Origin of the sequence: Paenibacillus sp. B1-35 (assembly GCF_050474385.1) — a bacterium.
Classification (GTDB): domain Bacteria; phylum Bacillota; class Bacilli; order Paenibacillales; family Paenibacillaceae; genus Paenibacillus_B; species Paenibacillus_B alvei.
In genome coordinates, this window is sequence record NZ_JBCHVJ010000001.1 from 880,702 (window position 1) to 896,699 (window position 15,998).

10 protein-coding genes are annotated in these 15,998 nt (G+C 41.2%); 1 reads left to right on the forward strand and 9 read right to left on the reverse strand.

The genetic code is table 11. The annotated features are described in order from the left end of the window. Positions 1–35: 35 nt before the first annotated feature. From ACQ5BJ_RS03890 to loaP, 8 genes are all read right to left on the reverse strand, one after another. Complete coding sequence (locus tag ACQ5BJ_RS03890; protein WP_430108681.1) at positions 36–5,861, reverse strand: type I polyketide synthase; 5,826 nt, start codon at positions 5,859–5,861, stop codon at positions 36–38. Between the two features lie 112 nt (positions 5,862–5,973). Further along, on the reverse strand, positions 5,974–8,298 hold the full coding sequence (locus ACQ5BJ_RS03895; RefSeq protein ID WP_430109432.1) for an ABC transporter permease: 2,325 nt from the start codon (positions 8,296–8,298) through the stop codon (positions 5,974–5,976). 2 nt (positions 8,299–8,300) lie between these two features. Continuing rightward, a complete protein-coding gene (locus tag ACQ5BJ_RS03900; protein ID WP_268599844.1) occupies positions 8,301–9,005 on the reverse strand; it encodes an ABC transporter ATP-binding protein in 705 nt (234 codons plus the stop codon). A 279-nt stretch (positions 9,006–9,284) separates the two neighbouring features. After that, a complete protein-coding gene (locus ACQ5BJ_RS03905; RefSeq protein ID WP_430108684.1) occupies positions 9,285–9,896 on the reverse strand; it encodes a biotin/lipoyl-containing protein in 612 nt (203 codons plus the stop codon). A gap of 44 nt (positions 9,897–9,940) precedes the next feature. Further along, the gene (locus ACQ5BJ_RS03910; protein ID WP_430108687.1) at positions 9,941–10,210 is read right to left on the reverse strand and encodes a thiamine pyrophosphate-dependent enzyme; all 270 of its coding nucleotides are present in this window, start codon (positions 10,208–10,210) and stop codon (positions 9,941–9,943) included. 40 nt (positions 10,211–10,250) lie between these two features. After that, positions 10,251–11,462, reverse strand: coding sequence for an aminoacyl--tRNA ligase-related protein (locus tag ACQ5BJ_RS03915; RefSeq protein WP_430108690.1), 1,212 nt, complete (start codon positions 11,460–11,462; stop codon positions 10,251–10,253). A gap of 38 nt (positions 11,463–11,500) precedes the next feature. After that, the gene (locus ACQ5BJ_RS03920) at positions 11,501–12,649 is read right to left on the reverse strand and encodes an acyl-CoA dehydrogenase family protein (protein ID WP_289355551.1); all 1,149 of its coding nucleotides are present in this window, start codon (positions 12,647–12,649) and stop codon (positions 11,501–11,503) included. 58 nt (positions 12,650–12,707) lie between these two features. Beyond that, a complete protein-coding gene (loaP, locus tag ACQ5BJ_RS03925; protein WP_268620600.1) occupies positions 12,708–13,334 on the reverse strand; it encodes an antiterminator LoaP in 627 nt (208 codons plus the stop codon). 898 nt (positions 13,335–14,232) lie between these two features. Here loaP and ACQ5BJ_RS03930 point away from each other — a divergent pair. Further along, positions 14,233–14,625 carry a hypothetical protein gene (locus tag ACQ5BJ_RS03930; protein ID WP_268598501.1) on the forward strand — a complete coding sequence of 131 codons (393 nt, stop codon included), beginning with the start codon at positions 14,233–14,235 and terminating at the stop codon, positions 14,623–14,625. Between the two features lie 135 nt (positions 14,626–14,760). On the opposite strand, the gene ACQ5BJ_RS03935 is transcribed toward ACQ5BJ_RS03930, so the two are convergent. After that, positions 14,761–15,996: a HAMP domain-containing sensor histidine kinase gene (locus tag ACQ5BJ_RS03935; RefSeq protein ID WP_040736600.1), complete on the reverse strand. Its 1,236-nt coding sequence runs from the start codon at positions 15,994–15,996 to the stop codon at positions 14,761–14,763. Positions 15,997–15,998: the final 2 nt, after the last annotated feature.

Sequence of the window (15,998 nt, forward strand, 5' to 3'; positions counted from 1 at the left end):
CTCCGAAGTACGAAGTAACAACAAAATAATCGTTCTTAATTGAGCAAGGAATTGATTTCAGACAAGATATCATCAACGGATAGTTCATCACTGGTTGTATTGTCATTCTCTTCGTTCTCTTCAAAGCTCATGGCTTCAGTTAATAAATAGCCATTTAATTTCCGTAAAGACGGATAGTTGAAGAAAACGGAAATATCGATTTGGATGTGTAAAAGAGCTTTAATTTCGTTTCTTAAGGAGAAGATCATCAAGGAATCTACTCCTTGCTCTGTAAAGGAACTATCTACAGACAATTGACTGACATCATTGAACCCGATAATACCAGCAGCGGATTTATGCAATAAGCCTAGTAAGTATTCGCTCCTTTCCGTTTTACTCAAACCTTGCAGCTTCGCAACAACATCTTCCCTAGCAGTTGGCATTTCACGTTGTCCGAGGGTAAAAGTGCTCGTCGTGAAATTCGCTAAAAACGCTGTTACCTCATCAACATCTGTTCGCTGACTAAATAACTCCCAATTTGCATCGACTACGATGATCGAAGAAAGATCCTTTCGAAATACTTTGTCAATCATTTTCTTTCCAAGCTCTTTCGACATCCCGTAGAGACCCTTGTTCGCAATGTTCCTTAAAATACGGTTGTTGCTTGTAGCCATTCCAGCTTCTTCCCAAGGTCCCCAACATATCGACATCGCTGGCATTCCCAGACTTCTTCTATACTCTGCAAACCTATTCATAAAATAATTGGCTGCTGCGTAATTGGCCTGCCCCATATTCCCTACTACCGAAGAAATCGATGACATCATAACGAAGAAATCCAAGTTCTCGTCCTTCAATGCATGATGCAAGTAATAGGTTCCCTGTACCTTCGCCTTGAATACATTTTCAAAGCTGTTCCAGGTTTGATCCTTTATCATTTTATCTTTAATGATTCCTGCTGCATGAATGACACCTTTAATCTTTATGTTGTCCTGCTTCAGTTTTTGAATGAGTGCGCTTATGTCAGTTTCACTACTGATATCAGCCTTTTCAACTCTGATCCGGACACCTTTCTCCTCCCATGCGATAACCGTTTCTAGCAACGAGCCAGCAGCTTGACCTCTACTTATTATTATGATGTTTTTCGCACCTTGCTGGATCAGATACTCCGTATAGACTTGACCAATTGTTCCCGTTCCACCGGTGATCAGATAGGCCGCTTCTTCATCGATTCGAATCGTAACCTCTTCTTGGCCAGCACTGCGCTTGGAATGTCTAATCAACCTAGGAATATACCTTATGCGGGAATTCCTAAGCACAACCTGCTTATCTTCTCCATGAATGATTTCGTTGATAATTTCATCGATATCGTCCTTCAGCATGTGGAGATCCGTGTCAATAACGCCGTCCCATAACAGCGTATGCTCAAGCCGAATGACTTCGGTAAATCCCCATAATGGAGCTTGATAGAGCGATGTTGCTGCGCCACCAATCGGATGCACATTATTGGTTATCACCTGGATAGCCATTTTATTTGTGCAATTTAGTTCAGTTATGGATTGAACCAGGTACAATAAACCACTGCATTCCTTTTCAATTGTTCCGAACAATTGTTCTGCATTCAGATGATTCAGCTTAGTCTCATCCGCTGTGCTTATATAGATGAACTTGCATTTTTCTTTTTCATACCGACTCGCGACATGCTCCAAAAGCTTCTTTACATCCTGCTTGCTGGTATACGAGATAAAAAACACGTCATTCTCAGGCTCTACATATTGCTCCCCTTGTATGACGCGAATTGACGATATACCATAGCTGTTCAATTTTTCATGGAAACGGTCAACGATATCCGGGTCATTTCCGAGTAATACAACTTTCTCCTTCTCACTTGCGATTACTTGTTTGTTTGTTCTTGTTTCCTCCATCCACTCCACATCATAGAGCAGACGATCGCCACTATTATTTATTTCTTTGAGTAATGTATCCCGCTCTGTAACCTTGGCCATTAACCTTTCAATTTCAAATACGATTTCTCCCTTTTCATTGTAAACATCAATATCGCCTACTACTCCGGATTGTTGAGAGTCATCCACCTTAATATGGCACCAATAGCTTTCAGCATCCCTGTAGTAATACTTTAATTTGCCTAACGATATCGGAATGGCCGTCTTTAATGCATACTCCTCGCTTTGCGAATCCATTCTCATACTCAACTCGGAAACAAAAAAGATAGATTGGAAGATCGAGTCTATCGTACCTGCGTATACAAGATAATCATTACCGCCTGGAATGTCCTTTTTCGGATCAATATAACAGAGCCCTTTCGCTTCACCTTTCCACACCTTCGAAATTCGAGTAAAGCCATCTCCTAATGTAAAACCAAACTTTTTCATCACATCATACGCATTATATCCCGATGTGACTTCAGGATACTTGTCCTTAAGCTCATCAAGCGATACACGCTTCTCATGTTCTCGCTCTTGCTCCTGGGCCATTTCAATATTGCCTCTGCAATGCTTCATCCAATTCTCATGCTGTGACTGCTTTTCTATACTGACAAGCTCGAATTTCATTTGTTCAAGATGGGTATCTTCGAGCAGGAATTGAACGACCCGCTTCTCGTCTTGTACAGCCGTTAATGGGGCATGAAATTCCACACTGGATATGGTACTGCTTGCAGGCTTTTGAAAATCCTTCGCAATCGAAATAAGCATGGATATATGAGCCGCGGCAGGAGCAATCGCCGTATCAAAAATAATGTGCTCCTGCATAAAATAGGGGTTCTCAATCGTATATGTGCTTTGATATAGAGCGCTATTTTTGAGATAAGGCGTACTGATTCTCTGTCCAATAAGCGGATGATAATCCGTACCTGAAATGGCAGGCACACTGTCTTCATGCGAGCACACTGGCTGCATCCAATACGATTCCCGATCAAACCTATACGTAGGCAAAGCAACTCGATTGTAGTTCCGATCAAAGCTTGTCTCGAGCCCTTCCCAATGAATAGCTGAGCCATGGCAATACAATTCTCCCAAGCAATGCATGATTTGCTCCCATGCGTTTTTCTTCATCGCCAGTGAGTTCAATAACATATGTTCCTCACTAAGGATGAGCTTGCCAAGCGAGCATAGAGTGTTCGTTGCTCCAATTTCAAGGAATATCGTGTTGTGTTCATCCTTTAATTGAGATAATGCATGATAAAAGTCAACCTTATCTTTGATATGATTTGTCCAATAATCAGCGCCTAATAATTCTTCATTTTCCACAACTCTGCCAAGGGTAGCCGATACATAGGTCAGCTTGCTGTGTTTAAATTCCGCCTCATTTTGCGCAACCTCTCTAAATTGCTCCAATATCGGAATCATAAGATGGGAATGGAAAGCATGGGATACATGCAATCTGTTTACTTTTATTTTTCGGTTTTCCGCTTCTTTAGAGACTTCCTCAACAGTATCCTGTTCCCCGGATATTACAATACTTTCTTCCGCATTATGCAGGGCAATTGACAGCTTTTCCTCATAGCCCTTGAGCAAGTCTTCGACCACAGCTTGATTCGTATAAATAGCGGACATCGCACCTTCCCCCGGAGCTGAATCCATTAATCGGCCCCGAAGCGCAACCAGCTTCACAGCATCCTCAAGACTCATTATTTCCGCTGCAACTGCTGCTGTATATTCCCCAATACTATGGCCCAGAACAATCTCAGGAGTAACTCCCACGCTTCCCCAGAACTTGAGTAATGCATATTCGATTGAAAAGATTAAAGGCTGTGCATAGAGCGTTCTTTCAATATCCTTGCCGGTATATTTATCGCTGTAGATCATCTCTGCTAGCGATTTATTTATATACGGCTCAAATAAATGATCGCATTCGTTGAAAGCTGATTGAAACGTAGGATTATGATCATACAGGTCTTTACCCATGCCTAAGTACTGAGATCCTTGTCCAGTGAACAGGAACACCAGCTTTGTATCCTGGTGCAAATCTATCTTTTCATGATGCCGTGTCGATATCCCGGTCTTGTTGTTCCTATTCAAATAAGCTTGCAGCCTGTTCATCACTTCTTCTCTGTTCTTGCCAGACACCGTAAATCGATAAGCAAAATCAGCCTTAGCCGTATTATTGGTATAAGCATAATCCGAGACAGGAATCTGGGGGTTTCTCTTCAAATATTCAAGATTGCTTTTTATATTTTCCGTTAATGCCTTATCACTTTTGGCCGATATTTTCACAATAGAGATTGGATCCAATTCCTTAGTCAGTATCGTATCCTGTTTAGGCGGCTCTTCTAAAATGATGTGGGCATTCGAGCCACCAAAGCCAAATCCGTTGACGCCTACTCTTCTTACTCTGCCCCCGCTTTCCCAAGCCGTATTTTCAGCAATAACGGATACCGGTGACTTCTCCCACGGGATAAAAGGATTAGGTTCATTAAAATTCAAATTCGCAGGTATCATTTCGTTTTTGAACGCTAACAGCACCTTTATAATACTCGCCAAACCTGCCGCGGCTTCCAGATGCCCAATATTCGATTTCACAGAACCAATCCGAAGCGGATTATCCATCGCTCTGTCTTTGCCATAGGTGTTAGCAACAGCCTTTACCTCAATCGGATCACCCAGCTTTGTCCCCGTTCCGTGCATTTCCATATAGTCAATATCGGCATAATTTAATCTGGCGTCTTTTAGCGCTTTTGTGATTACTTTTTCTTGAGCTAGACCATTCGGTGCTGTCAATCCGTTGCTCTTGCCATCTTGATTAATCGCAGTGCCTCTTACGATGCCAAGTATATTATCGTTATTCTTTTTTGCATCACGAAGGCGCTTTAAGATTAACACACCTCCGCCTTCGCCTCGACCATATCCATTCGCTGCAGCATCAAAGCTCTTGCTTTGCCCATCGATGGATATTGCCTCCAGCTTAGAGAAGCACACATGGACTGCTGGTGAGACCATCAAGTTCACGGCACCTACAACTGCGGTATCTACCTCGCCAGATCTAACTGCTTTACTGGCCAAATGGAGGGCTGTAAGAGAGGAAGAACATGCGGTATCCACACAAAAGGAGGGCCCTTCAAACCCAAACGTATAGGATAGTCTGCCACAAGCAGTACTAAACGTTGTCCCGGTCAGCGAGTAGGCATCGATTTTCGTCAAATCTCCCGATTTATAGTGAGCGAACGAATATTCTTCGCCTGCTATGCCAATATACACACCGGTATTGCTGCCATAGTGCTGAGCAATATTAATGCCCCCATTTTCAAAAGCCTCCCACGTCAATTCAAGCAACAATCGCTGCTGCGGATCCAATGTCTTGGCCTCTTTGGGAGACATATTAAAAAATTTCGGATCAAATCGATCAATGGGAACGTTCAAAAAGCCGCCTTTCCTCGAATACATCTTCCCCGGCTCTTCCTTGTCAGGACTGTAATAGTGATCAACATCCCATCGTTCCGCAGGCATTACACAGATTCCGTTAATCCCATTTATTAAAACATCCCAATATTCCTCAGGGCTATTGGCTCCCCCCGGAAAGCGACAGCTAATCCCGACAATCGCGACATCTTCCTCGGAAGGATCTTCTTCTTGATCGCCCCCCATGTTCATTTCATTTTCTGTATTTGCCTCTGCTTTGTGTAATGTGTTGTATAAAAAGTCCGCATACAGGTTGATGCTGGAATTCTCAAAAATCGAAGTAACTTCGATTTCAATCCCAAATTGAGTGGAAACTTTCTTCATAAATAGGGGGATATCTACCGATACCAATCCCAAGCTGATAAAGGGTTCATGATAATCGACAACTTCTTCATCCAAAATGTCTTCCACTAACTCAGCCAAATACGCGATAATCTCATGCTTCGTATAGGATTTCACTAAACTCATTTTTCTCATCTCCTTCTTAAAGGATCCTATCTTCGCTTTTAGTGATTACAAATCTCTTGCTTATATAAAAAAACAGCCATGAGTTCCAAATGAACTTCAGGCTGTTTATGAACTATTCTACACTCTTCAACGATTCAATCATGTTGATTCGTGATACTTTCCTCCGCAGCAGCAAGCTTGAGAGAATGGTGAGCACAAAAGCAAGAATAACAGCGATTAACATGACGAACAGACTTAACTGATTCGGAATTTGCTGATGTGTACTCGACAATGCCTTTACAACAAAGGAATACGTATAGCTGCTGATCGGCAACGCTACAATAACTGCAAAGGTGGTGAGGATGATATTCTCAAAGAAAATAAGCCTGTTTATTTTATACTTCGGGTAGCCTAATACCTTTAATGTAGCCAGCTCTCGATTCCGCTCATAAATGTTAATGGAGGATATCGTATAGATCGCGCCAAAGGAAAGAACGACGGCGCTTATAATAAACATGATGAAGATAAAGCTATTTTGCTTCAAAATATATTGTGCAGATTTCTTTAAATCAACCTTATCCGCAATTGCATCAACCTGTTGATCTTGTTCAAAGAAATGCCGAACGTTTAAAAGCTCTGTGGCGCTGCTGGCTTCAACGAATAGCGACGTTGGCTTGTAGTCGATGCCAAAGCTCTGTAGAAACGCTGGTGTGCCATAAAACGACGGATTTGAATATTGGGTTGATATTTGTACAACCTTCATATCGACCGTTTTATTATCGAATTCTGGCGCCGTAAATTTGATTTGGATGCTGTCCCCTTCTGAAATCTGATATTTGTCCGCATACGATTTGGGCACCAGCACTCCGTCGTTTTCCAAAGCGACCTGATTGCCTTTTTCGTCGAAGAAATGAATCAGATTGTTTTCTTTCTCTGTAACAACCAATGTGGCTTTTTCGTGATTATCGCCTTTGATAAACTCCACGGGAAAGGTGGTTAAATCATAGCTGCTTTTAATTCCATTTGGTAGTTGTAGTGTCTCTGGGGCGCTTCCTCTTTTATAGTCGACTCTGAGATCATAGGTGTTCACCTCTTCAATCTGGTCGGCTACTTTTTGCAAAGATGTCATCGTGCCAAAAGCAGTGATCAATAATACGGTGCTCACCACAACGCCAACGGAGCTCGCTAATGCCTTCGATTTATTTAAAAATATATTCCTCAAAATAAGCTTGTAGTTGTAGGATAGATTATTCCATATCCCTGGAATTTTCTCGATAAGCAGCTTCTTCATCTTCCTTGGTGGTTTCGGACGCATCGCCTGAGCTGCACGTTCTTGCAGGATGGCTCTGCCGCTCAAGTAACAGGACAGGATTCCGAACGCGCTTGAGAAAAGGATCGGAGGAATCACAGAAGTTAGAGACATAGAGAAGGCAATGTCAGGCAGTGAATATGCTTTTGCATTTGATGCTTTTACTAATGGAATAAAGATACTTGAGGCAGCAATGCAGCCTAGAATGGAGCCTAAAATCCCTACCAGCACTGGGTAACCCATATAATGAAGCATGATGTTTCTGTTTTTTACACCCAATGCCTTCATGATGCCCACTTGATTACGCTGCGAGTCAATGATTCGCGACATGGTGAGGAATAGAATAATAGCTTCAATAATAAAGAGAACGAGCGGGATAACCTTGCTCATCAGGTTATTATTATGAATGGTTTGTTGTAGCTGGGAATAGCTGAACGTACGCTCTTTACTGATTTGGCTTACATAGGAGAGTTCTGTGGATTGTGCCTGAATGGTTTGGCCCAATTGGTCAATATCGTAACCTTCCTTGGCATCAATCATGATTTCATTATAGATAGAGCCACCTGCGACTTGAGGTACAGCCGCTTCAGCGATATACGCGATTCCAAACGTTTTATGATCTTGGATTTCATTCTTTTTGGCGTATTCCACATTTTCGCCCAAGCCGCTAATGGTGAACATCACTTGTTTGTCATTCACCGTGATCTGAATTTGATCGCCGACTTTGTACTGATGCTCTTTGGCATAATGGGAATCTAGCAAAATCTCATTCTGTTGGGACGGAATTCGGCCCGCAATGATCGTAGGCGTGTTAATTTCATTATTCGCAGGAATCGAATGCATCTTAATGGTCGCTTTTAAATCACCAAAAACTTGCGAAGCATCTGCGGTATAGCGTCCTTCTATTTTGTTAACACCTTGAATTCCCTGTAATCGTTCTATATCTTGCTTGGAAATTTGTGTGTAATAGACATTCAAGTCACTTAAATTATGTTCGTTAAAGTAAACCTTTGTATAAGCGCTAAGATTATCACTTAACGTGACAAGTCCCCCATAGAAAAAGGCCCCCACTGCGATGACCAGCACAAACGCAATAAATTGTCCGATCGATTGTTTGATATCCCTTAACAGCTTTACAAATAACCTCATCATCACCACTCGATCCCTTCAACATTCTGTTTGTGCTGATTGATCGTTACGGTTTCGATCACGCCGCTCTTTACCTTAATAATTTTATCTGCCATCGGAGCAATCGCAGAGTTATGTGTGACCAACACAACGCACTTCTTTGTTTCCTTATTCAAATCTTGAAGAAGCTTTAATACGGATTTTCCCGTAACATAATCCAAAGCTCCCGTTGGTTCATCGCATAGCAACAGCAGCGGATTTTTCGCAACGGCTCGCGCGATGGCCACGCGTTGTTGTTCCCCACCAGAGAGTTGGGAAGGGAAGTTTTTAATGCGATCTTTTAATCCTACCTTGCATAACACATCTTTTGCATCCAGATGGTTTTTACATACTTCCGTGGCGAATTCAACATTTTCAAGTGCGTTTAAATTCGGAATCAGGTTATAGAATTGAAATACAAAACCAACTTTCTCAGCACGGTATTCGGTTAATTTTTTTTCGCTCAACTTCGTGATTTCTTGATCACCAACGAACACTTGACCTGTAGTAGCCGTATCCATACCGCCAAGGATATTTAAAATTGTACTTTTCCCGGCACCGCTGGCACCCAGTACAACGACAAACTCTCCTTCTGAAATCGAAAAATCTACACCAGCCAGAGCCTTGATTGGAATTTCCCCAACTTTATATTCTTTCGTTACGCTTTTGAATTCAATCAGCTTTTTCACTTCTTACATCTCCTCGTAACGTATTTTTGAATTTGGGTTTGACTCGATTCCCAATTTCCTCGGGAGATGGAAAAAGTCAAACTACATTTCTTTCTATGGGCAGAAACAGAGTTCTTTTGGGCGGGTAAGTATGTTTGTCAGGGATGGATATTCAATAAGTAAATCGAGAGAGGTATGCCGCAAGGCTCAAGGCTCTCTCAACACGCAATTGGCCTAGAGGCTGGTCTAGTTGGGATTATATTCTATGTTTAAGAGTGTTATTCCATAAAAACGATTTGCTTATAGGGGATTAGACTGTACGCTGTGAAGGTTGAGTTCATCCAAATAGTCTTCATAATGACTTTCCAGATTAGCCTTAAACGTATGGATAAATCGGAGTCCATCTGCACCATCGCAGTAGCGATGGTCGAAAGTTAATGTTATCGGGAGCATTTTCCTTACCACAATCTCGTCATTCTCTGTTGTTACGATGCTGGCTATTTCTTTGCGTGTGGAAGACAATTTTACAATCGTATCGTCGTCGGAATTGTTTACTTCTGCACACGGATAGGCACCTATGTTAATGCCAAAGTCGTTGAATGAATGCTTCTTCTCTTTCGACGCATCCATTTTCAACCTTTCGAGATTCATTCCGTGTGACGCTTTCTCCCTCTTCCCTTGATCGATGACGATGATTACATCGTTAACCGTTACGACATCTCCTGGCTCATAAGGCAATTCGTCAATTACTCCTGCTACCGGCGAAGGGAGTCCTGTGGTTACCTTATCTGTCTGGACTTCTACAAGCGGTTGATCCTCAACGACTTGCTCTCCTTCTTTGACGATGTAGGCGACAATATACCCTTCAAAAAGTCCCTCTCCAAGCTCCGGGAAATAAAAATCATATTTCATCACAGCTCACCTCTTCAGTAAACGGCTTTTGGGAAAGCACATGATTAAACATGATCGGAGGTAGCTCCATCACCAAAATAAACAAGAGAGCAGGCACTTTCATTCTTATATTTACTAGCCCACGCCGCCCCTGCCGCCTGAGGTATCTGTGTAGCGATCGGTACATAAGGAGGTAGAATATTTCTGTTATCAGGAGGAATACACCCTTCGATTCTCCCCATCCAATACCAAATAATTTTGACCATCTCGTAAATATTATCATTTCGCAAGGTTCCGTCGAGTTCTAAAATTTGAAAGAGACGCTGTTGCTCCATCTAGTCCCCCATATGATTAAATTTATAGAATGAATTCGATTTATTCGGTGAGAATCGCTTCTGATTGCACATTTGATAAAATCCTTGACCATTGTTTTTCATCCAGACCGTGTTGGCAAATAAAAGCGTATGCGAATCTTTCAATGCCAAATCCAACACATCCTGTTGATACCCATTCCTCTTCACCGCGTTTGATATTAAATTGCTCGCCAAAGAAATGATCGTGGAAATTAAACGAAGCTGTTGCAATGGTTCTATCGCTTGCGACCTTTAATCGGAGCTCGTATTTGAGTTCTTGCATTCTTTGATTAAATATTTTCGCTGCTGTATCATGGCTGCAAAAGAAAGGATCACTTGCAATTTCGCAATGTCCCTCCAATCCTAATTTTTGAAAAAGGGAAAATGATGCTTCCATACATTTTTGCCGATTATCCAAAACAAAATCTCTTGATCCCATAAAGACAATTTCACGTATTGAAAAGTCCCATAGTCTTTCTAAGGTACGATGATACTTTGATTCATAACGAAATGACTTTCCGATAGAGGTGATGGCACGATTTTGGGTTTCAGCGTGCTGGGTATTTTGAAATTGATGAAAGGTGTGGTAACACATGGTCGGAGGCAAACAGTAATCAACATTTTGACAGTAGGGAAGCAAATGGGAATCAATCTGTTTGGTAGATTTATAATCCTCGAGAAAATCATGATAGTTATCAATATCATTATGCAGTCTCGTAACAAACATTAAAAAATGCGGGAACGAATTAAAATATCCGCATTTTTCTAAAGCTTTGGTAGAAATCAGTGTTGGATAGCGGTATTCAATCCCTCCGAACTGAGAAATTGTCATCTCCTTAATGATGCGATCTAAGGAGTCCATTAAAGAGATCAACTTTTCTCCAAAGCATACCTGACCCTCACCCATCTCAAAAACCATTTCTTTTTCAAGTAGTATATCAAACACATCATCCTGATAAATGGTGCCGTTTTTAGCCGACTCCCAAATGACTCGCGGTGGTATCACCATTTGAAGCGCAATCTCATTGTCGATCACAGACAAAAGTTTATTTTTCATTTCCAATGGATCTGTTCCTGGCAATAGACTGACTTCGATACCATTAATGGTGCTTTCCTCTTTCAAAAGTGTAAATTGCTGAATATCGGCGGAGATGAAAAAGATCCGTCTTTCGAGTTCTTCGGCATGTTTAATGGATATTGGTTTATCTAGCAGGATACGATGGCTAGTATTCATATCGTTTTCCCCATTCCTTTCTCTATTTTTATGTGCAATCAATTTTGAAAAAAATGAAAGGCATCTTGTGCGATTAATACCTGTTGGATCTGAGTGCTTCCTTCGACAACCTCCATAATCTTGGCATCTCTCATATACCTTTCAACGGGATATTTGTTGCTGCAGCCATTCGCTCCGTGTATTTGAACCGCATCCTTTGCCGATGTAAAGGCATGGACGGAAGAAAAATATTTGGCCAATGAAGTGGCAAAGGTGGCCGTTACTTCATTGTTATCCCATAACTGACCAGCCCGAAAACATAGATGCCTTGCAGCAATTGTGTTCGTTACCATATCGGCAATCATTTGTTGAATCAATTGATGCTCCTTTAAATAGTGATCAAATTGTTTTCTTTCCATCACATAATCTAAGCTCGCATTCAAACATGCCTGCGCTAAGCCAACGGCTCCCCAAGCAGTACTATACCGTCCATGCGTCAATCCATTATTGGCAACTAGGGATAACCCAAAGCCGACGCTGCCAACCAGATTATCGATCGGAACCCGGCAATCTTCGAAAATAAGTTCAGCTAATAAGGAGCCTCTGAACCCTAGCATCCCAGATATCGGACGAATGGTAAGACCAGGTGTGTTTCGTTCTACTAGCAAGGCTACGGCTTGGCCTTCGCATAGGGCAAATACCAAAAAGACATTCGCTCTTTGTCCAAACGTAATCCAATTTTTTTGCCCCGAAATTACATACTCAGCACCTACCTGTTGAGCTTTTGTTTGAAGGTTTTTTATGTCACTTCCGATCTGGGACTCCGTAATCGCAAAAGAAGCCATGAGTTCGCCGGAGCTCATCTTTGGCAGCCAGTACTGCTTCTGTTCAGGAGACCCCCATCGCAGAATAGACGAAGTAACCATACCTTGAACACCAATAATATTTCGTAAATTTGCACAGCCACGGCCAATCTCTTCATTCCACAAGCCATAAGTAATATAGTCCATATCGGCTCCGCCGTATTTAGCTGGTACGGCGGCTCCCCAGTAACCTTTATCAATAATCTTTTGAAGAACGGCATCAGGCATGCATTCCTCATGATCAACCTGTTCAGCTGCGGGTACGATCTCAGTATCAACAAGAGCTTTAAACTCCTCTTGTTTTTCCAGTTGTTGGTTCGTGAGTTCAAGATTTTTGTTAAACAAAATATAACCCCTTTTCTATCCGTACATGTAATCTATATGGAATGGAACCTTTTTCACCCTAGTTTTCATGAACCCTACTCATGCCCTCTCTATCCGGCACAAGTATCTCAATTCCTACATCAATTAATCTTTCTCCACCACATAAACGGATAGCAATTTGTGCTCTTCTCCTCCTTTTATCGATTTTTTTGATCATGCCTTCCAAGCCATATAATGGCCCTGATTGAACATATACCTTGGAGTTCTCTACAATGACGCTCGAGTATTCGATAATATTCTCATTATTTACGAGCTGCAGGATCTTTCTTATTTCTACCTCATCTATTTTGTCGAAAAAATCATCGTAATTGGAGATTTGGTTACTCTCTTCTACTATGTGGGGATTCATTAACTTCGGAGACCTTCGATGTATTTTGTCTAGCAAAAACGTTGAATTGCGGAGCATACGATAGTACTTGGGTATTTTTTTTAACTCATAATAAATGGATGGAGTCATCTTCGTATTGATCAACAGGTAACCAGGAAATAACGTTTTAACGACACTGTAAAATTCCCCCTCTCTTCTTTCAGGAACTAATCGTTTTGGAACACATGAATATAAATCCTTTTGGCAAAATTGTAACTTCAAGCATTTCTGAACAATATCTTCGCTACCTGTTTCTACAAAAAGTGCATACCATCCCATACGATTTCTCCTTTTGACGGTAAACTAAACGTATTCTGTTCAGCTACGAAGCTCAATCATTACCCGCTAGATTTTTTAACGTTTTTCAATATTAGTTAGTCATTATTGAAATTTCATTACGAAACAAAAAGAGGATAAGGAATTCGTTAAAATCCCTTGTCCTCTTAAAAAAAAATAAAAAAATTTTTACGATATTAGACATAGCTTCGCCACGAATCTATCTTCTTATAATAGACGATAGACGCTTTGAACGAGAGCTATTTTCACCAAGAAAAATTAACGTGCCTAAACAACGATTAATCTTTGCACAGTGATTGAATGAAATAAAGGCTGTTAAGATGTTGTGTAAAGAAAAATGCTAGAAGAGTGTAGCGAGAGGAATAACAATTTCAACCTTACCGTATGCACTTAAAATTGTTTTATGTGATGTTCTGGTGATTATGCGTGGACTAACTTTGACTAACTTCCATTCCGTGCTGCTTTAACCCAAATGATAATGAGGATGAATAATAATTTCGATTTCAAGTCTGTCTTATACCACATTGATCCCCGGTATGTGACATACATGGTTTTTTTTAGACATTATACGCTCTTACTAATCTGTTGTAAATATCTAGATATCGAAAGCTCATTCATACTATTGCTAAAATAGCAAGCTATCTTTTTAACGACACGAAGGTTATTGCGCCATATTTTCCATGTTAAGGGGTGACCCACTTTTATAGTAAATGTGCAAGATTACGATCGTCAAGTTGATTTTTATGTTCATTTTTCACCTGCAGGATATATATTTTCTATTTTCCTATAGAAATGATCGGAATAAAGTGTTTACAAGTTATTGGTAACGTGTTATATTTAACACATCTTCCAGATATTACTTGCCAACATATTAAAGGAGATGAATCGTTTGAAGAAATTGCTCTTGTCCATGTCAGTACTGGTCGCCCTGGCTACAGCAGCGCCTGCCTATGCTTCCACTGCACCTGTCGATGCTGTCAAGCCTGAGGTTCGACAAACACAGCAGTTCGTTAAGTACTATGCACTTCGCCCTAATGAACTGAGCGCACTGGAAGGAATCTATTTGAAGAAAGGCCAACAGCTCACGATCTATGCACAAGGCCAATATTCGTATTATTCGGTATATGACTCGCGCAATCATCTCGGGACATTTTACAACAGCAATGTAGGAAGAATTTTCACTGCAACTGAGGACGGATATCTGTATTTGCAGTTTGCGGCGCCTTCCTCCTATACGATCAATCATATCACGGCTACTTATCACATTAATTGACCTTAGGTTGATATAATACCGACCAAATTTCTTGCAAAAACATGAAATAATCCCTGCTAGAAAAGAAGACAGCGACAGTTACGGGCAAAGATAGTCCGCGGCTGTCGCTGTTTTATTCGTTTGAAGAATGGATCGTTAAAATTTGATGAAGGTAACCGTAAATTTGGTATAGGCATTTTTCTTACTTTCTACCCTAATCAAAGCTTGATGCGCTTCTATAATAGATTTGGCTAAGGCCAAGCCAATCCCTACCGAATCATGCTTTTTGGAGCCTCTTGCTTTGTAGAATCGCTCAAAAATATGCGGCAACTCCTCAGCAGCAATCCCCTCTCCGAAGTCTTGAATCACCAGCTCTGTATAAATCGGTGTATCTTCGATTGCAATCTTGATCTTCCCACCGGGTTCGGAGTGCTCAATCGCATTCTTCAGCAGATTCAATAATGCTTCCTGCGTCCATACTTTATCGTGAACAACGACTACTTCCTCCGGGGTATGCCAATCAATCGATATATGCTGATTGGTAATCATGCTCTGTAATCGATCTAGAGCGTCTTCAATGGTCTCTACTAAATTGGCCGGTTCTTTCTCAAATGAAATAGCTCTTGCATCGATTTTCGCTACCTTCAACAAATTTTGAATCAAGACATTCATTCTAGAGAGTTGCACATCGTTATTTTGCAGCAGTTGAACTTGCTGCTGACGCGGTAAGCTTTCACTCATTATCATCTCATTGTAGATAGATATGGTGGAAAGCGGCGTTTTTAATTGATGGGATATATCCTGCATCATTTGTACTAGAAATTCTCTCTCTTCACGTAAATCCTGCATGCTTTTGCGAATAATATCTTTCATCGAACGAAAGGAAACGGCCAGTTTCGCGAGATCCCCTTCTTTGTTTTCATTGATGACAACCGAGTAATCCCCATCGATGATTTTTTTGGCTGCCGAGGTAAGCTGTCTGATTTTATGGAAGATCATCTTGTGCTGCATGTAGCTTGCAAGAAGCAGGATACATCCGAAACACACCAATCCCCAATACATAAATTGATTATGGCGAGCAATATGGTTATTTAAAAGTGGGAAAAGCTGCGACTCCAACCCCTCATATAACCCATACTGCCTTAAGATCTCTCGCCCTTTTTCCTGATACGGAATGGAATCCGTAGAATGGCTTGTTAGGACTTTCATAATTCCGGCTTCATTCTCAGGGTTTTGTTCCATCAATCTTGCGGTAATCTCCCCCCATGATGCAATTGAATCGCTCTTCAATTGATTGTAGAATAGTTGCTGGGTAATCAATTGATAGACGGTAAATAGCGTTAAGAGAACGGCCAGTTTCGCGATGTAGCTTTTCAACTCGGTATTTTTCATCA